This window comes from Streptomyces sp. F63 (assembly GCF_018070345.1).
Lineage (GTDB): Bacteria > Actinomycetota > Actinomycetes > Streptomycetales > Streptomycetaceae > Streptomyces.
Map to the genome: position 1 here is coordinate 37,644 of NZ_JAGPXX010000007.1, position 19,130 is coordinate 56,773.

The following is a 19,130-nucleotide window of genomic DNA, read 5'->3' on the forward strand; positions in this document are numbered from 1 at the left end:
GGTGCGGCCCGGACGGCCGCGACCGGGCGGGGCGGCCCCGCGGGCGGGCCGCACTTCGGACACGGTTGCCGCCACGGGTATGGACGAATGACCGACCGGACGGTATGTCCTTGGGGGAGGAGCACGCACCACCCCGGAAACACCCCGGGGGCGGGCCGTCGGCACACGGCACGCCCCCCGCCCAGGCCCCCGCACCCGTGGAGGACCGAGATGCACCCAGTCGTACGCGCCCGAGTGCGGGCCCTGCCGGGACTGCCCGCGGCGGAGGAGCCGATCCGGTCCCGGGCGAGCGCCGAGGCGGTCATCGTGCTGCACCGGGCCGCCCGTGTGCTCATGGACCAGCTCCCCCTGCTGACCGACCGCGTCGTCGCCCTGCTGCGCGAGCAGGAGCCCGCCTACCGCGCGCCGACCACGGACCCGGACGACCTGTGGCAGGAGGTGCACCGCTCCCTCCGGCACAACGTCGGTTCCCTGCTGCGCCCCAGGGAGTCCCGCGAGTCGGCCCGCCAGTGCTCCTGGCGGATCGGGGCCGAGCGCGCCGAGCAGGGCATGCCGCTCGACGCGGTGCTGCACGCCTTCCGGCTGGGCGGTTCGGTCGTCTGGCAGGGGCTGGTCGAGGCGGCGGGGGAACGGAACCCGGACGACGCGCACCTCCTCGTCCATGTGGCCGCCGACGTGTGGAACTTCGTCGACGAACACTGCGGACTGGTGTCGGACGCCTACCGGCAGGTCGAACGCGAGCTGACCTGGCGCCGCGAGAACCGGCACCGGCTGATGACCGGGGCCCTCCTCGACGGCACCACCCGCATCTCCGACCTGCCTGAGGTGGCCGCCGCCCTGGGCCTGCCCGAGAACGGCCGCTACGCCGTCGTCGTGGTCACCGGCGGCCGCCGGGCCGCGTACGGGGGAGGGGAACCGCCGTCCGTGCCGGACGGGATGCGCGTCGTCTGGCACACCGGGGCCGACGCCGACCACGGCATCGTCCTCCTCGGGGACGGCGGCCCGGCCGGACTCGCCGCCCGGATCAAACCGCCCCCGGGCGGCCGGGCCGGGATCAGCTCCGCGGTCGACGGCCTCGCCGCAGTCGGGGACGCGCGCCGTCTGGCCGCCAACGCGCTGCGCTGCGCCGCCGGTGACGGCGATGTGGCGGTGCTGGAGGAACATCTGCCGTCCGCCCTGGTCATCTCCTCCCCGGATCTCGGGGCCGCGCTCACCGACCGCGTTCTGGGGCCCGTCCTCCAACTGGAGCCCTCCGACCGGGACATCATGCTGGACACCCTGACCGTCTGGCTGGCCGCGGAGGGGTCGGCGGTGCGCGCCGCGGCCCGGCTGTTCTGCCACCGCAACACGGTCCTCAACCGGCTGCGCCGCTACGAGCAGCTCACCGGGAGCTCCCTCGCCAGTCCGCAGGACGTCGTCGAACTGTCCCTGGCCCTCACGGCACGCCGGCTGCTCCGGGGCTGACCCGGCCGTTCCGGCGGCGGCATTCCGGGCCCCGGGGTCCCGACGGGGCTCCGGGGCCCCGACGGGGCTCCGGGGCCCGGGCGCGCCCCGCTGCCGACCCGCAACTCCCGTCCCGGTCAGGCCCGTTCGGGACTGTCGCTCGAGTGCGGCCGGCCACCGCGCGGCCCGCCCGCCCGTCCGCGTGCCCCCGCCCGCCCGTCCGCGTGCCCCCGGCCACCCGTCCGCGTGCCCCCGGCCACCCGGCCCGCCGGCTCCGCCGTTCCGGGGCTCGGCCCGGTCCGTCCGGCACACCGGCGGCCGGTACGGCGGCCGGTACCGGTACGGCGGCCCGTGCAGCCGTTCCGTAACCGTGCGGTGGCGCAGGATGTGATGGCGCACAGCCCGTGCGCGGCGCGCCTGGGCCCGGTCACCGAGGTGCGGTCCCCGCCTGTACGGCCGCCGGGCCCGCTGCTGTCGTGACGCGGGTGACTTCCGCTTCCGCCTTTCTCGACGCCGGAACGCTGGCCTACGTGATCTTCTCGGCCTGCGTCGCCATCTCCTTTCTCCTCTGCGTGCTCGCGGCCACCGACACCGACGAACCCGCCCAGTTCTACACGGGCAGCGGCAGCATGAGTCCCGCGCAGAACGGGCTGGCCATCGCCGGTGACTACATCTCCGCCGCCACCGTGCTCACCACCACCGGGGCGATCGCCCTCACCGGCGCCGACGGCCTGCTCAGCGCCGCGGCCACCGTGCTCTCCCTCTACCTCCTGAAGCTGCGGCTGGCCGGCCCGCTGGCCGAGGGGCCGCGGCACTACACGCTCGGCGACATCCTGGCCCGGAGGCTGCGGGAGCGGCCCGCTCGGATCGCCGTCGCGCTGATCACGCTGATCGTCACCTTCCCGATGCTGCTGGTGCAGCTCGCCGCCGCCGGAATCATGATGAGCACCCTGCTCAATCTGCCCGGTGAGGCCGCCACCACCATCAGCACGGTCTTCGTCGGCCTGCTGATGGTCGGCTACGTCGCCTTCGGCGGGATGCGCGGCACCGGGCTCGTCCAGATTCTGAAGATCGTGGTGGTGACCCTGGTGACCACCGCGCTCGCCGCGATGGTCCTGCACCGCTTCGGCTGGAACCCGTTCCGGCTGATGACCACCGCCGCCCGCAACAGCGGGGCCGGGGACGCCTACTGGACGACCGGCACCCAGTTCGGCGACTCCCTCCGGGGCCGGGTGGAACTGATCGGCCTCGACCTCACCCTCGTCCTCGGCGTGGCCTGTATGCCGCATGTGATGATGCGGCTCTACACCCACCGCGGGGCGAAGGCCGCCCGTGAGTCCATGCGGTGGGCCGTCGGCACCGTCGCCGGTTTCCTGGTGACCATCGTCGTGCTCGGCCTGGGCGCCGCCGCACTGGTCGGCGGGAAGGAGCTGTACCGGCAGGACCACACCGGCGGCACCGCCCTCCTCGCGCTCACCCGCGTCCTGGACGACGGGGCGCGCGCCGCCGACCAGAGCCTGCTCTTCGCCGTCGTGGCCTGCGCCGTCTTCGTGACCGTCCTCGCCGCCGTCGTCGGCATCACCCTCGCCGCGGCCACCACGGTCGCCCACGACCTCATCGCCCGGACCGCGTTCCGGGGCCGGCTGTCCCGCGGCCGCGAGGTCCGGTACGCCCGCTGGGCCGTCCTCGGTGTCGGCACCACGGCGGTGCTGCTGGCGGTCCCCGCCCAGGGCTGGAACGCCCAGGTGCTGATCGTCTACACCTTCGGCGTCGCCGCCTCCGCGCTGCTGCCGACCCTCCTCTACACCTTCTTCTGGCGCGGCTTCACCACCGGCGGCATGTACGCCTGCCTCTACGGCACGACGGCGCTGCTGACCGTGCTGACCGTCTTCTGCCCCGGCGTCTCCGGACTGCCGGTCTCGCTCTTCCCGGACCGCGACTTCGCGTGGTTCCCGCTCCAGACGCCCGGCATCGTCACCATCCCGGCCGGCTTCCTCCTCGGCTGGCTCGGCTCCGTCCTCTCCCGCCCCGAACCGCCACGCGAGGGCGACGGCGGCGCGCCCGGCGAGGACGACGGCCACAGCGCCGGAGAAGGCGACGGGGGGCGCGGCCACGGAGACGGCGGCACCACGGCCGGACCCGCGGACGGCGGCACCACGGCCGGACCCGCGGACGGCGGCCCCCGCACCGCCCCCGCCGGCCACTCCGGCGAGCGGCTTCCCTCCTGGCACCTCAGGGAACGCCGCGACCCGCTGGGCTTCCCTCCTGGGCGGACGCACAACGCGCACGGGCGGCCCTTGGGAACGGGACCCGACCTGCGCGGCTGACCTGTACCCGCCTCCGGCGCCGTGTTGTCGTATCCGTCACTTCCCCCGAACCGCCCCCGCGCGGACCCCGAGGAGAATCCATGCCCGACGTCTCTCCCGAGGCCCTGCACATCCAGGACCTCGACGTGTCCTACGGACAGTCCGTCCGCGCTCTGCGGGGCGTGACCCTCACCGTCCCGGCCGGCAGCGTCGTCGCCCTGCTCGGCGCCAACGGTGCCGGGAAGAGCACTCTGCTGCGCACGGTCTCCGGCACCCTGCGGATGCACCACGGCGCGATCACCTCCGGCAGCGTGGAGTACGCGGGACGCGGGCTGAACGGCTCCGACCCGGTGGCCGCCGTACGCGCCGGGGTCGTCCAGGTACCGGAGGGACGCAGGGTCTTCGGCGCGCTGACCGTCGACGAGAACCTCCGCGCCGGCGGCCTCGGCCTGCACCGCTCCCGCCGCGACGCCGCCGCCCGCGACCGGGTCTTCGGGCTCTTCCCCCGCCTCGCCGAGCGCACGGGCCAGCGCGCCGGACTGCTCTCCGGAGGAGAACAGCAGATGCTCGCCATCGGCCGCGCCCTGATGGCCGCCCCGAGGCTGCTGCTTCTGGACGAGCCGTCGCTCGGTCTGGCACCGCAGATGGTGGCGCGGATCGGCGAGGTCATCACCGAGATCAACCGGCAGGGCACGTCCGTGCTCCTCGTCGAACAGAACGCGGCCATGGCGCTCGAACTCGCCGAACGCGCGTACGTGCTGGAGGTCGGCGAGGTCCGGCTCTCCGGGCCGGCCGCCGAGCTGGCCCGCACCGACGAGGTGCGGCGGCTCTACCTCGGCGAGGAGACCCCCCGGCAGGAGCCCGTCGCGGCGGGTGCGGAGAAGGGCCGGTGAACGGCATGACGCGGTACGGCACGGGCTCGGAGGCTCCCGGGAAGGCCGCGGAGGCTCCCGGGAAAGCCGCGGCTCCCGGCACGGCCGGCGGCACCGGAGGCGCCGTGACGCCACCCCTGCGCGTCGAGGACGTCACGGTGCGGTTCGCCGGACTGACCGCCCTGGACGGCGTCGGCTTCACCGTCGAGCCCGGCAGCATCCACGCCCTCATCGGGCCCAACGGCGCCGGCAAGTCCACCTGCTTCAACGTCCTCTCCGGCGTGTGCCGCCCGGCGAGCGGCAGTGTCCGCTTCGGCGAGCAGGAGCTGACCCGGCTCCGGCCGCACAGGATCGCCGCCCTCGGTATCGCCCGCACGTTCCAGAACATCGTGATGACCGCGGGCACCGTCGCCGACAACCTCATGCTGGGTCGGCACGTCCTCACCCGGGCCGGTTTCGCCGCGACCGCCCTGCGGCTGCCCTCGGCCGTGCGGGAGCAGCGGGTCCACCGGGAGCGCGCCCGGGAGATCGCCGAACTCGTCGGCCTCGGGCGGCTGTTCGACACCCCGGTGGCTCTGCTCTCGTACGGCGACCGCAAGCGGGTCGAGATGGCGCGCGCCCTCTGCCTGGAGCCGCGGCTGCTGCTCCTCGACGAGCCGGTGGCCGGGATGAACGGCGCCGAGCGGCAGCGCACCGCCGAGACCGTGCGGGACGTACGGGAGGAACTCGGCCTGTCGGTACTCATCGTCGAACACGACATGGGCCTGGTCATGCGCCTCGCGGACGCCGTGACGGTGCTCGACTTCGGCCGCCGCATCGCCGGCGGGTCCCCCGACGAGGTCCGCCACGACCCCGCCGTCCTCCGGGCCTACCTCGGCACCGGAAAGGAAGAGGTCCCCGACCCGGACCCGGACCCGGACGCCGCACCGGACCCGGACCCCGGCTCCGGCACGGACTCACAGGAACGACAGGAACGACAGGAAGAGGAGCATCCCGCATGAGCACGGCCGCGGAAATCGTGCTGAACGGGCTCGCCCTCGGCGCGGTGTACGCCCTGGTCTCCCTGGGCTTCGTCATCATCTTCAAGGCGTCCGCCGTCTTCAACTTCGGCCACGGATCGCTGCTGCTGTTCGGCGGCTACCTCACCGCCGTCCTGCACGAACAGCTCGGCTTCGCCGCCGCGCTCGCCGTGGCCGTCGTCGCGACGGCCGCCGTGGCCGCCGCCATCGAACGGCTGCTGCTGCGCAACACGGACCCGCACGCGGCCCACACCCTGACGATCATCACCATCGGCGTGGACATCGTCCTGATGACGGACCTCGCCCGCCGCATCGGCGGCGACCTGCTGAGCCTCGGCGACCCCTGGGGCAACGGCACCGCCGAGTTCGCCGGCGTCACCGTCGCGCAGAGCCGGCTCGCCTCGATCGCCGCCGCCGTCGTCGTCATCGGCGCCGTCTTCGCCGTCTTCCGCTTCACCTCCTGGGGCCTGTCGCTGCGCGCCGCCGCGGAGGACCGGGAAGCCGCCGCCCTCATGGGCATCCGGCTGGAACGCATCCGGATGCTCGCCTGGTGCCTCGCCGGGGCGCTGGCCGCGATCGCCGCGGTCTTCCTGACCGCCTTCCCGTCCGCCGGTCTGGAGCGCACCACCGGGCACATCGCCCTGGCAGCCTTCCCGGCCGCCGTGCTGGGCGGCATGACCTCACCGACGGGTGCCCTGCTCGGCTCGCTGCTCATCGGTGTCACCGAGGCCCTCTGCGCCGGCTACCAGACGGAACTGTCCGCCCTGGGCTCCGGCTTCAGCGACGTCGCGCCGTACGCCGTGATGGTGCTGGTCCTCATGTTCCGCCCGACCGGGCTGCTCGGTACGAAGGAGACCGTCCGTGTCTGACCGCACCACCGACAAGCACGACGCGACCGCCGCCACCGCCGGTGAGCGCGCCGAGCCCGCCCCGGCGGGGACCGGCACGGGCACCGCCACGGAGCCGGCAGCCGCCACCGGACCCGTGACCGCGACGGAGCCCGCGACCGGGCCCGCCCCCGGCGGCCCCGGCGACGGCGGAGAGGGGGCCACCGGCCCGGCCGCCGCTCCCGCCCCGGCCGCCCGGCGGGGGATCACGCCCGCCCGCCTCCTCCCCCTCGCCGCGGCCCTCCTCCTCTGCGCCCTCCCCTTCTACCTCGACGCCGCCTGGCTCCAGATCGGCCTGTTCGCCATGGCCGCCGCCATCGGCGCCATCGGCCTCAACCTGCTGACCGGCAGCACGGGACAGCTCTCCCTGGGCCACGCCTTCTTCCTCGCCGTCGGCGCCTACGGCTACGCCTGGCTCGGCGGCGACCCCGGCCCCGGACTGCCGCCGCTGCTCGCGCTCGTCCTCGCCGTCGCCCTGACCGGCCTCGCGGGCGGCCTGTTCAGCCCCATCGCCGGGCGGCTGCGCGGCATGTACCTGGGCGTGGCCACCCTCGCCCTGGTCTTCCTCGGCCACCATGTGATGCTCAACGCCGAACCGGTCACCGGCGGCTTCAACGGACGCTCCGTACCGCCCATGGAGATCCTCGGCTTCTCCTTCACGGGCAGCGATCCGTACCTCGCCGTGCTGGGCGTCCCCTTCGGTGCCGCCGAGCGCCTCTGGTACCTCGCCCTGGCGCTGCTCGCCCTCGCCTGGTGGACCGCGCACAACCTGCTGCGCGGCCGCTCCGGCCGGGCGCTCACCGCCGTACGCGACAGCGAGGTGGCCGCCGCCGTGCTGGGCGTGCCGGTGGCCCGCTACCGCTCCGGTGCCTTCGTCGTCTCCTCCATGTACGCCGGTCTCGCCGGCGCGCTGATCGCCCTGATCTCCCAGACCGTGGTGCCCGACTACTTCAGCCTGGCGCTCTCCATCGACTATCTCGCCATGATCGTGATCGGTGGCCTCGGCTCGGTCGGAGGCGCCGCCGCCGGCGCCCTCTTCGTCAGCGCCCTGCCGCTGGTCATCGCCCGCTACGCCGACCAGCTACCGCTGATCGAGCCACCCGGGGCCCCCGGAAACGCCGTCGGCCCCGCAGACGCCGCCCGCTACCTCTACGGCGCGGCCATCGTCCTCATCCTCCTCCGCGCCCCCGGCGGGCTGAGCGGCCTGCTGCACAGCGGCAAGCTCCGCCGCTTCCGTGCCGGCGTCCGTCCCCGTACCACCAACGCACCCCAGGAGCCCACCTCATGAAGCACAGCAAGAGAGCCGCCGTCGCGGCGGCGGTCGTCGCCCTCGCCCTCGCCGGGACCGGCTGCAGCACCAAGGCCCAGGAGTCCGGCGACGGCAAGGCCGGCGCGGACGGGATCAAGACCGGCCCCGGTGTCACCGACAAGACCATCAAGCTGGCCGCGCTGACCGACCTCAGCGGCCCGTACGCCACCCTCGGCAAGAGCATCGTCCAGGCCCAGAAGATGTGGGCCGAGGACGTCAACGACAAGGGCGGCATCTGCGACCGCACGATCGAGATCGTGGTCAAGGACCACGGCTACGACGTGCAGAAGGCCCGCGCCGCCTACACCGAGGTCTCGCCCGACGTCCTCGCCCTGCCGCAGGTGATCGGCTCCCCGGTGGTCGCCGCGCTCAAGGACACCGTGGCGAAGGACGAGATCCTCACCTACCCGATGGCCTGGGCCGCCTCCCTGCTCGGTGAGGACGCCATCCAGGTCCTGGGCACCACCTACGACATCGACATGATCAACGCCGTGGACTTCCTCACCCGCGAGGGCGGGGTGAAGAAGGGCGACAAGATCGGCCATGTCTACTTCGAGGGCGACTACGGGCAGAGCGCCCTGGAGGGCGCCAAGGCCGCCGCGAAGAAGCGGGGCCTGACCGTCGTCGAGCAGAAGATCAAGCCGACCGACACCGATCTGTCGGCCCAGGTCTCCGCCCTGCGCGCGGCCAAGGTCAAGGCGATCCTCATCAGCGCCGGACCCGCCCAGACCGCCTCGCTCGTCGGCGTCTCCGCCGCCAAGGGCTTCACCGTCCCCGTCGTCACCAGCGCCCCCGGCTACGCCCCGCAGCTGCTGAAGACCCCGGCGGGCCCGGCCCTGGAGAAGATGCTGCACATCGTCAGCGCCACTCCGCCGGTCAGCCACGACCTGCCGGACCTGGAGAAGATGGTCGCCGACTACCAGAAGAAGTACCCCAAGGAGCTGGTCGACTCCGGCACCCTCTCCGGCTACAGCGCGGTCACGGCGCTCGACGCGGACCTGCGCGCGGCCTGCGAGGCCAAGGACCTCACCCGCGCGGGTCTCGTCAAGGCCCACCGGGCGCAGAGCGAGCACAAGAGCTTCGGTGTGACGCAGGACTTCAGCGACGCCTCACAGCCCGCGACCTACGCCTCCTACATCTCCAAGCCCGACCCGAAGAAGGTCGGCGGCTCCGTGCTCGTCGAGGACGTGCACGAACTGCCGGAGGCGCGGGAGTACTTCAAGAACCGCTCCTGACTCCCGCCCCCGCGCTGCGCGTCCCGGCCCCCCGGCCGTCACCGGGGCCGGGGCCGGGACACGAGCCCGGAGGCCCGGAGGCGGGGAGGCGGGGAGGACAAGGAAACGGATCACCCGCGAAGCACTGACCCCGGACGGCGGGCCGCGCGCCCCCTCACCTCCGGGGAGCCGCGCGGACCGCCGCCTCCGTGCGCTGTTCCTGCCTCCGTGTGCCGTTGCTGCCTCCGTGTGCCGTTCCCGCCGGAGCTCTCAGCCGCCCGCGGAACCGTCCGGCCCGGCGGGCGGCAGCGTCGTGACCGCCCGCCTGCAGCGCCGGGACGGCGCCGGGGAGCACGCCGACGAGGAGGAAGCGGAGTCTCCGGGTGCCGACCGCCGACTGTCCGCCGGGTTCCGCGGCGGAGGCACATCGCACGGAAGGGCGGGGCTCCGGGGCGGCCGCCGCGGCCTCCTGTCCCGGCCTCCGGTTCCGCTCAGTGCTCCGGCAGGCGCTGGAGCAGGCCCCAGGTGAACTCCGCGATCACCCGGCGCTGTTGACCCGTCGCCGCGTCGGGCGCCGTGAACGCCAGCCGCCAGCGGGTCGGGGCCGAGCCCTCCATGGGGGTCGCCGGGGCGAAGGCGCGGGCCACCTCGTCGACCGTGCAGCTCCAGGGGCGCAGATCGCCGAGCGTACGGAGGACGGGGCCGGGGGCGCCCGGGGCGCGGACCAGCCACTCGTTCCACACCTGCCCGCCGGGCGCCGCCAGCACCTCGAACCGCAGATCCGGCCAGAGCGGCACCGGCCAGCGCAGGGCCTCGCACCGCAGGTCGCCGATCCGGCGCGGGGCGCGGGACTCCGGCGGGCCGAGCACCGACCGGTAGCGGGCCAGGGCGCCGCGTGCCCGGGGCGAGCGCACCATGGCCTGCCAGCGGCGGTTGGCCTCCCGCATCACCGCCCGGGTCTCGCCCAGCTCCCGCAGCGCGTCCTCGACGAGGCCGGGCTGGTGGTCGGCCATCCGCCGGAGCAGCACGAGCTGGAACATGCGCGGGCCGGCCGGTGGCGGGGGAGGGGCGTCGCCGCGGTGGACGGGCGCGGTGTCACCGGCGTCACCGGCGGGCGGTTCGGAAGGGCTCATGGCGCCCATCGTCCCGCAGCGCCGGCGCCACCGGGCGGAGAGCGGCCGCCCGGGACAGCGGGCTCTCCGCCCGGGCAGCGGCGGCCGCACCGGCGGCCGGCCCGCCCGGCCGCGGCCGGGCGCCTTCCGCCCGGCGGGAAGCGCCGGGACGATGACGACCAGGCTTATTGCCGCCCGAACCGCCCGCGGCTAGGCTGGCGTTCGTCATACCGGTCAACGGCCGGAGTTTCGAACGCCGACGCCGGTGGAAACGCCGTCGGACGCGACTGCCGGAAGTAGGTGAGTGAGCGGCCATGGGACGCCTCGTACCCGCCGTGACCCGAGCCCTGGACATCCTGGAGCTCTTCCTCGAAGGAGACGGTACGCTCTCCGCCCCCGAGATCACGCGCAAGCTGCAGCTTCCGCGCACCACCGTGCACGAGCTGGTCACCACCCTCGCCGCCCGCAACTACCTCGTGGCCGTCCCCGACCAGCCCGGCCGCTACCGGCTCGGCGTCCGCCCGTACCAGCTCGGCAGCCGCTACGCCGAGCAGCTCGACCTCGCCGCCGAGGGCCTGCAGGTGGCCCGGGGTGTGGCCGAGACCTGCGACGAGACGGTGCACGTCGCCATCCTGGAGGGCACCGACGTCATCTACATCGCGAAGGTGGACAGCACCCACGCCGTCCGCATGGTCTCCGCCGCCGGCCGCCGGCTCCCCGCCCACTGCACCTCCGTCGGCAAGATGCTGCTCGCCTCGCTCCCCCCGGCCGAACTGGAGCAGCTCTTCCCCGACGGCCGGACGCTGACCGCGATGACGCACAACAGCATCACCTCGCCCGCCGCGCTGCGCCACCAGCTCGCCGCCGTCCGGGAGGACGGGATCGCCGTCGAGCACCGGGAGTCCAACCCGGACGTGAGCTGCGTGGCCGCGCCGGTGCGGGACTCGGCGGGGACGGTCGTCGCGGCGCTCTCCATCTCCGTGCCGATGATCCGCTGGAGCGAGGAGCGCCACGCGGAGCTGGCGGAGCTGGCCGCCAAGGGCGCGGCCGAACTGTCGGGCCGCCTCGGCTACCGGGGCCGCTCGTGAGCACCGCGACGCCCGGCCGCACACCCCGGCGGCCCCGCCCCGAGGTGGCCGTCCGCGCGACCGCCGAACTCGGCGAGGGACCCACCTGGGACCCGGCCACGCGCCGGCTGATCTGGATCGACATCCTCTCCTCCCGCGTCCACGGCTACGACCCGGCCACCGGCCGCCGCACGGTCCTCGCGACCGAGCAGCACGTCGGTGCCGCCAAGCCGCGCGCGGGCGGCGGCCTGGTGCTCAACCTCCGCGACGGCGTGGCGCTGCTCTCCCCGCGGGGCGCCTTCTCCTGGCTGCACCACGACCCGGTGCCGGACCGCCGCGGCAACGACGCGGCCGTCGCGCCGGACGGCTCGCTCTGGGCGGGCACCATGACGTATGACGAGACGCCCGGCGGCGGCAGCCTCACCCGCATCGCGCCCGACGGTACGGCGACCGAGGTGCTGCCGGACCCCACCGTCAGCAACGGCACCGGCTGGAGCCCGGACGGACGGCTGATGTACTACGCCGACTCCCCGACCCGCCGCGTGGACGTCTTCGACGTCGTCGGCGAGGACGTCCGGGACCGCCGTACCCTCGCGGAGATCGAGGAGGGCGCCGGTTACCCGGACGGGCTGTGCGTCGACGCCGACGGCTGCGTGTGGGTGGCCCTGTGGGACGGCGGCGCGATCCGCCGCTACACCCCGGACGGCCGCCTGGACCGCACCCTCCCCCTGCCCGTCCGCCGCCCCACGGCCTGCGTCTTCGGCGGCCCGGACCTCACGGACCTGTACATCACCACGGCCCGCGTCGGCCACCGCCCCCACCCCCTGGCGGGCTCCCTCCTCGTCCTCCCGGACGCGGGCCGGGGCCTCCCACAACCGCCGTTCGCCGGCTGAGCCGGGGCTCCGCCGGGAGGGGCGGGCGGCGGTCCGTGTCCACAGCCCTGGCCGGTCGGCATGGACGATGGCAGTCGGAGGTGGGGACCCACCGTGCCCATATAGATTTCTGTATCGTTGCCGTTGTGGGGAAAGCCTGGCAGATCGAGATCGAACCGGAAGTCCGGCAGTGGCTGGAACTCCTGACCGACGTCCAATACGACAAAGTCGAGCGCTTGGTCGACCTGCTCGCGGAGACGCCGACTACGCTCGGTGAGCCCTATGCGCGTCACCTTGGCGGAGGCTTGCGCGAACTGCGCCTGGTCATGGAAGGCAATGCGGTACGCATCACGTACTGGCTCGCCCCAGGGCGGCGCATCGTGTTGCTGACGGTCTTCCGCAAGACCAGGCAACGTGAGACGGGTGAGGTCTCGCGTGCTCGGCAGGCGCAGAAGGAGTGCGAGGCGGACCACGGCCCGGCCGAGCACATCTACGACCGCAACACGGAGGCAGGACAGTGAACCACTCCCAGTGGAAGACCCGCCGGACCAGGAAGCTGCTGGGGGAAACCGTCGAGGAATCCCCCGCCTACGTCGAAGCCGGCCACGCGTTCGCGCTGGGACAGGCGGTCTACGACCGGCGGAGCGAACTCGGCTTGTCCCAGGCCGAACTGGCCCGGCGTGCCGGGATGACCCAGCCGCAGATCTCCGGCATCGAGGGCGGCGATTCCGTACCGACCCTGCCGCTGCTGACCCGCCTGGCCAAGGCGCTGGACGCGTCGCTCACCATCGACCTGGACCGCGACGCCTCGGCTTTCCGCTTCACCCCGCACGATGACGGCCGGACGCCGGAAGATTCTCCGGGGGACCGGCCCTCGGTCGCCTGACGGGACCGGCGCGGCGGTCCCGCCGTCGAGGACGTGCTCTCGGCCCTGTGCCGGCCCAAGGGTTTCCGGCTCCGACCGGCCTGGGCACCGCTGGCTCATGCCTGCCGCCGGGCGGGGCGCGACCCGCCCGCCTCACCCCCGTGCGTTGAGACGGGCCGCCTGGCGGGTGAGGTGGTCGCGTTCGGCGAGGTTGGGGGCCTCGCGGGCCGCCTCGGCGTACAGCCGTGCCGCCGTCGCCAGGTCGCCGTCGCGCTCGTGGAGGTACGCCGCCACCGCGGTGTAGCGGGGGATGGGGCGTCCCCTGCCCGGCGGGCCCGAAGTGTTCGGCGCATCCGAAGAGTTCGGGGAGCCCGGGGTGCCCGGCGACCCCGAAGCGGAGGCATCCAGCGCCGCGAGGGCCGCCAGGCCGGCGCGCGGGCCGTCGGCCTCGCCGACGGCCACCGCGCGGTTGAGCCGGACGACCGGGCTGTCGGTCAGCCGCACCAGTTCGTCGTACCACTCGACGATCTGCACCCAGTCGGTCTCCCCGGCCGTGGGCGCGTCGGCGTGGAGCGCGGCGATGGCGGCCTGGGCCTGGTATTCGCCCAGCCGGTCGCGGGCGAGGGCCGCCTGAAGGATGCCGATGCCCTCGGCGATGGACGCGGTGTCCCACCGGCCGCGGTCCTGCTCGGCGAGCGGCACCAGGCTGCCGTCGGGCGCCGTCCGGGCGGGGCGCCGGGCGTGGTGGAGGAGCATGAGGGCGAGCAGCCCGGCCACCTCGGGGTGGTCGACCCGGGCCGCGAGCTGCCGGGTGAGGCGGATGGCCTCGGCTGCGAGGTCGACATCGCCGGAGTAGCCCTCGTTGAAGACGAGGTAGAGGACGCGCAGCACGGTGGCGACATCCCCGGGCCGGTCGAACCGCACGCCGGAGACGGTGCGCTTGGCCCGGCTGATGCGCTGGGCCATGGTCGCCTCGGGCACCAGGTAGGCCCGGGCGATCTGCCGGGTGGTGAGCCCGCCGACGGCGCGCAGGGTGAGCGCGACGGCGGAGGACGGCGTCAGCGAGGGGTGGGCGCACAGGAAATAGAGCTGGAGCGTGTCGTCCGCCGCGGGCGCGGGGCCGGGCACCGGCTCCTGGTCGAGGAGGTCCTCGCGCCGGCGGCGGGCGGCCTCCGCCCGGGTCGCGTCCAGGAACCGGCGCCAGGCCACGGTGACCAGCCAGCCCTTGAGGTCCCGCACGGCCCCGCCCCCGCTCGACGGGCTGGGGGAGGGGCCGTGCGGCCGGGTGCGGAGCGCCTCGACCAGTGCGTCCTGCACGGCGTCCTCGGCCGCCGCGAAGCCGGCGCCGCGGCGGACGAGGATCGTGATCACGCCGGGTATGAGACTCCGGAGGAGGTTCTCGTCCACTTCGGAGGTCACTCCGTGATGGTCGGCGGGGCGGTCAGGAACGGGCGCAGCTCCAGCCACTCGTGGATCGGCTTGCCGCTCTTGCCGGGGGCGGCCGACAGCTCCCCGGCCAGTTCCACGGCGCGGTCGTAGCTGTCGACGTCGATCACCATCCAGCCGGCGATGAGGTCCTTGGTCTCGGCGAACGGGCCGTCGGTGACGGGCGGGCGGCCCTCGCCGTCGTACCGCACCCACGCCCCCTCGGGGGCGAGCGCCTGGCCGTCGACGAACTCGCCGGTCTTCTCCAGCCGGTCCGCGAAGTCCCGCATGTAGCGCATGTGGGCCGAGATCTCCTCCTGGGTCCACTGGTCCATGGGCACGTCGTTGACCGGGGCCGGGGCGCCTCGGTAGTGCTTCAGCAGCAGGTACTTGGCCATGATGTCTCTCCTCGGTGCCGGCGCGGCCCCTTCCGGCCGCGTTCACTACGGGAACGGAGCCGGCTCCGGGTTCTCGACATCCTCGGCCGGCTTTTTCCCGGGCCGTGCGGACGAGTTCGGATGAGCCGGCCGCTGCCGATCCTGGAGGGCCGGCTCCGTCCCGCACCCGCGCCACGCCGTGGACCCGGCCGGCGGGAGCGGGGGCGAGGTGAAGCTCTTGGAGACAGCGGCCCGTCCAGGCGCTGCCGCGCCTGGACGGGCCGGGTGACCGCAGCATTCGATTATGAGGACATGCACCACCTGGTGGACCGGCTCACGCCGCACCAGGTACGTCGCCTGCGTCTGCTCGTCACCCAGGACGAGGAACTGGCCCAGGCTGCCGAAGCACTCCCACCGCGTCCCCACTTCGGCGTCGTCCGCCCCCGGCACGCTCCGGCTCTCACTCTGCTGCCTTGACGGCAAGCTGACGGTGACCTGACCCTGCCGGGGCAGGGCGCCGTCAGGGCTCCAGGCCCAGCATGCGCCGCAGGAGGTCGCGGAGGAGGGTGCGCTGCTCGGACGTGAGGCCGGCCAGGGGCTCGCGGGCGAAGTCGAGGGAGTCGCGGAGGCGGCGGGCGGTGGCGCGGCCCTCGGCGGTGGTGGCGGCCAGCTTGACGCGGCGGTCGTCCGGGTCGGGGCGGCGCTCGACGAGGCCGCGGGCCTCCAGGCGGTCGACGATGCCGGTGACGTTGGACGGCTCGCACTTCAGCCGCTGCGCGATCCTGCGCATCGGCAGCGGTTCCAGGGAGAGCAGGCCCAGCAGCCGTGCCTGCGCGCCCGTGAGGTGGTGCTCGGCCGCCGCGTCCTCGTACTCCTCGTGGTAGCGGGCGACGACGGCGGCGATGAGCTCCACGACCTCAAGGGTCAGGGGGTCCCTACTGCGTCGGGCTGGGGCTGGGTCCATGCATCCAGGGTAACGATTTACTTGACAATCTGAAATATCTGCCCGCATGGTTGTTTCAGGTAGTGAAGTATTTGCCGCGTGCAGCGCGGCCCGAGGAGGAACGCCCCCCATGCCGGAACAGCCCGAGCAGCCCGCGCAGTCCGCGTCGCCCGCGCAGCCCGCGCAGTCCGCGTCGCCCGCGCAGTCCGCGCAGTCCGCGCAGTCCGCGCAGTCCGCGCAGTCCGCGCAGTCCGCGCAGTCCGAACGGCCCGTGCCGTCCGGGCTGCCGCGAACCGGCCGTGCGTGGCATCTCGTCGCCCGGCCGACGGGCACACCGGTCCCGGAGGACTTCGCCCTGCGCGAGATCCCCGTCGCGGAGCCCGCCCCGGGCGAGATCCTGGTCCGCAATCTGCATCTGTCGGTCGACCCGTACATGCGCGGCCGGATGAACGACGTCAAGTCGTACGTGCCGCCCTTCCGGCTGGACGCGCCCATGGACGGCGGCGCCGTCGGCGAGGTCATCGCCTCGCGGGCGGACGGCTTCGCCGTGGGCGACCACGTCCTGCACGGGCTGGGCTGGCGCGAGTACGCCGTCGTGAAGGCCGAGCACGCCACCGCGGTGGACCCGGCCGTCGCCCCGCTCTCCGCCTATCTCGGGGTGCTCGGCATGCCCGGTCTCACCGCCTACGCCGGGCTGCTGGAGGTCGCCTCGTTCCGGGAGGGCGACGCGGTCTTCGTCTCCGGCGCGGCGGGCGCCGTCGGCAGCCTGGTCGGCCAGATCGCCCGGCTCAAGGGCGCCTCACGCGTCATCGGCAGCGCCGGCTCCGATGAGAAGGTGCGGGCCCTCACCGAGGAGCACGGTTTTCACGCCGCGTTCAACTACAAGAAGGGCCCGGTGGCGGAGCAGCTCAGGGAGGCGGCGCCGGACGGCATCGACGTCTACTTCGACAACGTCGGCGGTGATCACCTGGAGGCGGCGATCGGCTCCCTCAACGTCCACGGCCGCGTCACCGTCTGCGGAATGATCTCGCAGTACAACGCCACCGAGCCCTCGCCCGCCCCGCGCAATCTCGCCCTGGTCATCGGCAAGCGGCTGCGCGTCCAGGGGATGCTCGTCAGCGACCACCAGGCGCTGCAGCCGCGGTTCGTCCAGGAGGTGGGCGGCTGGATCCGGTCGGGCGATCTCGCCTATCGCGAGACCGTCGTGCGCGGCATCGACCACGCCGTGGACGCCTTCCTGGGCATGCTGCGCGGCGAGAACACCGGAAAGATGATCGTCAGCCTCGGCGGCTGATGCCCTTCCCCCGCCCTTCCCCCCGCCCTTCCCTCTGCCCCCGCGCACCATCCCCGCGTACCGCCGGGCGAACAGTCCCGGCCGGCTGAACACCGCCGGCCGCGGCAGCGGGCACCGGCGCGCGGCAGCACCGATCCAAGAGCGCACACCGTGTGCGCACCACAGGAGGATTCGCATGTCCGTTCAGTCCGTCGACGTTCTGTACACCGCGATAGCCACCGCCGAGGGCGGCCGCGACGGCCGGGTCGCCACCGACGACGGCAAGCTCGACGTGGTCGTCAACCCGCCCAAGGAACTGGGCGGCAGCGGCGCCGGCACCAACCCCGAGCAGCTCTTCGCCGCCGGCTACAGCGCCTGCTTCCAGAGCGCCCTGGGCGTGGTGGCCCGGCAGCGCAAGGTCGACATCACCGGATCGCGCGTGACGGCGAAGGTCGGCATCGGGAAGGCCGGGGCCGGCTTCGGCCTGGAGGTCGAGCTGGCCGTCTCCGTTCCGGGCGCGGACGAGGTGACGGTCCGCGAGCTGACCGAGGCCGCACACGAGGTCTGCCCGTACTCCAACGCCACCCGCGGCAACATCAAGGTCGGCCTGAGCGTCGTCGTCTGACCGCCGTCCGGCTCCGGCCCGGCCCCGCCCCCGGCTGCACGGGCGGGGCCGGGGCCGGCGCGAGACCCGGATAGGCTTCCCTCCATGCGTGATCTCGGGGCGGGTTTCGGCTATCTGGTCAAAGGGCAGCGCTGGGTGAGCCGGCGCGGCAGCCGGATGAGGACGGGGCTGCTGCTGCCCCCGCTCATCACCCTGGGGCTGTACGCGGTGGCGCTGGTCGTCCTCGGCTTCTGGGCCGACGACATCACCGCCTGGGCCACCCCGTTCGCCGACGGCTGGGACTCGCCCTGGCAGGGCCTCCTCCGCACCACCCTCACCGTGCTGCTCTTCGTCGGCGGGCTGTTCTTCGCCGTGGTGAGCTTCGCCGCGGTGACCCTCCTGGTCGGCCAGCCGTTCTACGAGGCCCTGGCCGAGCGGGTGGACGAGTCCGAGGGCGGCGCCCCGGCCGGGCCGGAACTGCCGCTCTGGCGCGAGCTGCTGATCTCGGCGTGGGACAGCCTGCGGGTGCTCCTCTGGGCCGCCCTCTTCGGGGCGGCCCTGTTCGTGCTGGGCTTCGTGCCCGTCGTCGGGCAGAGCGTCGTCCCCGTCGTCGGCGTCTGCGTCTCGGGGTTCTTCCTCGCCGTCGAGCTGGCCGGGGTGGCGCTCGTGCGCCGCGGTGTACCGCTCAAGGAGCGGTTCCGGCTGCTGCGCGGGCGGATGATGCTCACCCTCGGCTTCGGTGTGCCGCTGGCGCTGGCCTTCCTCGTCCCGTTCGTCGCCGTCTTCCTGATGCCGGGCGCGGTGGCGGGGGCGACCCTCCTCGCCCGCGAGCTGGTACCGCCGGTGGCGGAGCCGCCGGGCGCGGGCGGCGAGGGGCCGGGCGCGGCGGATGCCTCCGCCCGGCCCGCGACCGCGCCGTGGCCGCCGGTGCCGCCCGTGCCGCCGGCCGGCTGAGCCCGGGGCGGGGGCTCGGTACCCGAGGCCCCTGGGAGCCGAACCGTCTGCCGGGCCCGCCCACGTGGGCGGTGACGGCCGGCCGTCACCGCGCATGCCCCGGCTTCGCAGCGGGGCCTGCCGCTCGATCAGCAGTCCGCGGACGTTCTGCGTGTGGCGGCCGCGATCGCGCCGGAGCAGCACGACCCGTGCACCACGCCGCGACTCCGGCCGGGCCCGCCAGGAGCCGGATGAACCCGCCCATGTTCTCCCCCTCCCCGTTCGCGGGCCGTGGCGCGACGCTCGGCGGCGCCACGGCGGGCAGTCGGGCACCGCGGCCCTTCCACCGTCACCAACACGGGGAAAGCGGCGAGTTCGGCGGAGGCCGCGCGGCCTGAGACACCGGGGCCGTTCCGCCGGCGGCCGCCTTCCTCTCCGGGGCGGGGTGGGACGGCGCGGAGCGCTGCCGGCAGTGGCGCGAAACGGCCGCCGACGTGCGCGCATCACGCGGGTCGCACCGTCATCGCATCCTCATGGTGCCCCATCTCCCATGCGTCCCAAGCGAGTTGGCGCATCGATGCTCTCGCCGTATCTCTGCGCGAAGCGTTG

At 74.2% G+C, this 19,130-nt stretch carries 19 protein-coding genes; 15 read left to right on the top strand and 4 right to left on the bottom strand.

All coding sequences use genetic code 11. The features are described from left to right. The first annotated feature begins 210 nt into the window (after nucleotides 1-210). The 7 genes from KBZ10_RS09975 (at nucleotide 211) to KBZ10_RS10005 (ending at nucleotide 9,071) form a co-directional block, all read left to right on the top strand. Complete coding sequence (locus KBZ10_RS09975) at nucleotides 211-1,464, top strand: CdaR family transcriptional regulator (protein WP_210987179.1); 1,254 nt, start codon at nucleotides 211-213, stop codon at nucleotides 1,462-1,464. Nucleotides 1,465-1,928: 464 nt separating this feature from the next. Continuing rightward, on the top strand, nucleotides 1,929-3,770 hold the full coding sequence (locus KBZ10_RS09980) for a cation acetate symporter (RefSeq protein ID WP_210987180.1): 1,842 nt from the start codon (nucleotides 1,929-1,931) through the stop codon (nucleotides 3,768-3,770). An 80-nt stretch (nucleotides 3,771-3,850) separates the two neighbouring features. Beyond that, nucleotides 3,851-4,642, top strand: coding sequence for an ABC transporter ATP-binding protein (locus KBZ10_RS09985; RefSeq protein ID WP_210987181.1), 792 nt, complete (start codon nucleotides 3,851-3,853; stop codon nucleotides 4,640-4,642). Nucleotides 4,643-4,746: 104 nt separating this feature from the next. Then, nucleotides 4,747-5,622 carry an ABC transporter ATP-binding protein gene (locus tag KBZ10_RS09990; protein WP_307847322.1) on the top strand — a complete coding sequence of 292 codons (876 nt, stop codon included), beginning with the start codon at nucleotides 4,747-4,749 and terminating at the stop codon, nucleotides 5,620-5,622. Next, nucleotides 5,619-6,509 (top strand): branched-chain amino acid ABC transporter permease, encoded by an 891-nt coding sequence (locus KBZ10_RS09995; protein WP_210987182.1) that lies wholly within the window; start codon nucleotides 5,619-5,621, stop codon nucleotides 6,507-6,509. The genes KBZ10_RS09990 and KBZ10_RS09995 overlap by 4 nt, the downstream gene beginning before the upstream one ends. 223 nt (nucleotides 6,510-6,732) lie before the next feature. Next, entirely contained in the window at nucleotides 6,733-7,815 is a 1,083-nt protein-coding gene (locus tag KBZ10_RS10000) for a branched-chain amino acid ABC transporter permease (RefSeq protein ID WP_307847338.1), read from the top strand. After that, entirely contained in the window at nucleotides 7,812-9,071 is a 1,260-nt protein-coding gene (locus tag KBZ10_RS10005; RefSeq protein ID WP_210987183.1) for an ABC transporter substrate-binding protein, read from the top strand. The genes KBZ10_RS10000 and KBZ10_RS10005 overlap by 4 nt, the downstream gene beginning before the upstream one ends. A gap of 470 nt (nucleotides 9,072-9,541) precedes the next feature. On the opposite strand, the gene KBZ10_RS10010 is transcribed toward KBZ10_RS10005, so the two are convergent. Next, nucleotides 9,542-10,090, bottom strand: coding sequence for a hypothetical protein (locus KBZ10_RS10010; RefSeq protein ID WP_210987370.1), 549 nt, complete (start codon nucleotides 10,088-10,090; stop codon nucleotides 9,542-9,544). Nucleotides 10,091-10,476: 386 nt separating this feature from the next. Between KBZ10_RS10010 and KBZ10_RS10015 the strand changes: the two genes are divergently transcribed. The 4 genes from KBZ10_RS10015 to KBZ10_RS10030 all read left to right on the top strand — a co-directional run bounded on the left by KBZ10_RS10015 (nucleotide 10,477) and on the right by KBZ10_RS10030 (nucleotide 12,987). Further along, nucleotides 10,477-11,250 (top strand): IclR family transcriptional regulator, encoded by a 774-nt coding sequence (locus KBZ10_RS10015; protein ID WP_210987184.1) that lies wholly within the window; start codon nucleotides 10,477-10,479, stop codon nucleotides 11,248-11,250. Then, on the top strand, nucleotides 11,247-12,122 hold the full coding sequence (locus KBZ10_RS10020; protein ID WP_210987185.1) for an SMP-30/gluconolactonase/LRE family protein: 876 nt from the start codon (nucleotides 11,247-11,249) through the stop codon (nucleotides 12,120-12,122). Before KBZ10_RS10015 ends, KBZ10_RS10020 begins: the two co-directional genes overlap by 4 nt. 125 nt (nucleotides 12,123-12,247) lie before the next feature. Further along, nucleotides 12,248-12,622 (top strand): type II toxin-antitoxin system RelE/ParE family toxin, encoded by a 375-nt coding sequence (locus KBZ10_RS10025; protein ID WP_210987186.1) that lies wholly within the window; start codon nucleotides 12,248-12,250, stop codon nucleotides 12,620-12,622. Continuing rightward, a complete protein-coding gene (locus tag KBZ10_RS10030; RefSeq protein WP_210987187.1) occupies nucleotides 12,619-12,987 on the top strand; it encodes a helix-turn-helix domain-containing protein in 369 nt (122 codons plus the stop codon). Before KBZ10_RS10025 ends, KBZ10_RS10030 begins: the two co-directional genes overlap by 4 nt. A gap of 132 nt (nucleotides 12,988-13,119) precedes the next feature. On the opposite strand, the gene KBZ10_RS10035 is transcribed toward KBZ10_RS10030, so the two are convergent. Both KBZ10_RS10035 and KBZ10_RS10040 read right to left on the bottom strand, forming a co-directional pair. Then, on the bottom strand, nucleotides 13,120-14,373 hold the full coding sequence (locus tag KBZ10_RS10035) for an RNA polymerase sigma factor (protein WP_210987371.1): 1,254 nt from the start codon (nucleotides 14,371-14,373) through the stop codon (nucleotides 13,120-13,122). An 8-nt stretch (nucleotides 14,374-14,381) separates the two neighbouring features. Further along, entirely contained in the window at nucleotides 14,382-14,789 is a 408-nt protein-coding gene (locus KBZ10_RS10040) for a YciI family protein (protein ID WP_210987188.1), read from the bottom strand. A gap of 264 nt (nucleotides 14,790-15,053) precedes the next feature. Here KBZ10_RS10040 and KBZ10_RS10045 point away from each other — a divergent pair, with 264 nt between their 5' ends. Further along, nucleotides 15,054-15,245, top strand: a complete 192-nt coding sequence (locus tag KBZ10_RS10045; RefSeq protein ID WP_210987399.1) for a hypothetical protein — start codon at nucleotides 15,054-15,056, stop codon at nucleotides 15,243-15,245. Nucleotides 15,246-15,288: 43 nt separating this feature from the next. On the opposite strand, the gene KBZ10_RS10050 is transcribed toward KBZ10_RS10045, so the two are convergent. Continuing rightward, nucleotides 15,289-15,732 carry a MarR family winged helix-turn-helix transcriptional regulator gene (locus KBZ10_RS10050; RefSeq protein WP_247702121.1) on the bottom strand — a complete coding sequence of 148 codons (444 nt, stop codon included), beginning with the start codon at nucleotides 15,730-15,732 and terminating at the stop codon, nucleotides 15,289-15,291. 109 nt (nucleotides 15,733-15,841) lie between these two features. Between KBZ10_RS10050 and KBZ10_RS10060 the strand changes: the two genes are divergently transcribed. The 3 genes from KBZ10_RS10060 (at nucleotide 15,842) to KBZ10_RS10070 (ending at nucleotide 18,542) form a co-directional block, all read left to right on the top strand. Next, nucleotides 15,842-17,005, top strand: coding sequence for an NADP-dependent oxidoreductase (locus KBZ10_RS10060; protein ID WP_247702122.1), 1,164 nt, complete (start codon nucleotides 15,842-15,844; stop codon nucleotides 17,003-17,005). 175 nt (nucleotides 17,006-17,180) lie between these two features. Next, complete coding sequence (locus tag KBZ10_RS10065) at nucleotides 17,181-17,609, top strand: organic hydroperoxide resistance protein (protein ID WP_210987192.1); 429 nt, start codon at nucleotides 17,181-17,183, stop codon at nucleotides 17,607-17,609. A gap of 84 nt (nucleotides 17,610-17,693) precedes the next feature. Next, nucleotides 17,694-18,542, top strand: a complete 849-nt coding sequence (locus tag KBZ10_RS10070) for an EI24 domain-containing protein (RefSeq protein ID WP_210987193.1) — start codon at nucleotides 17,694-17,696, stop codon at nucleotides 18,540-18,542. Nucleotides 18,543-19,130: the final 588 nt, after the last annotated feature.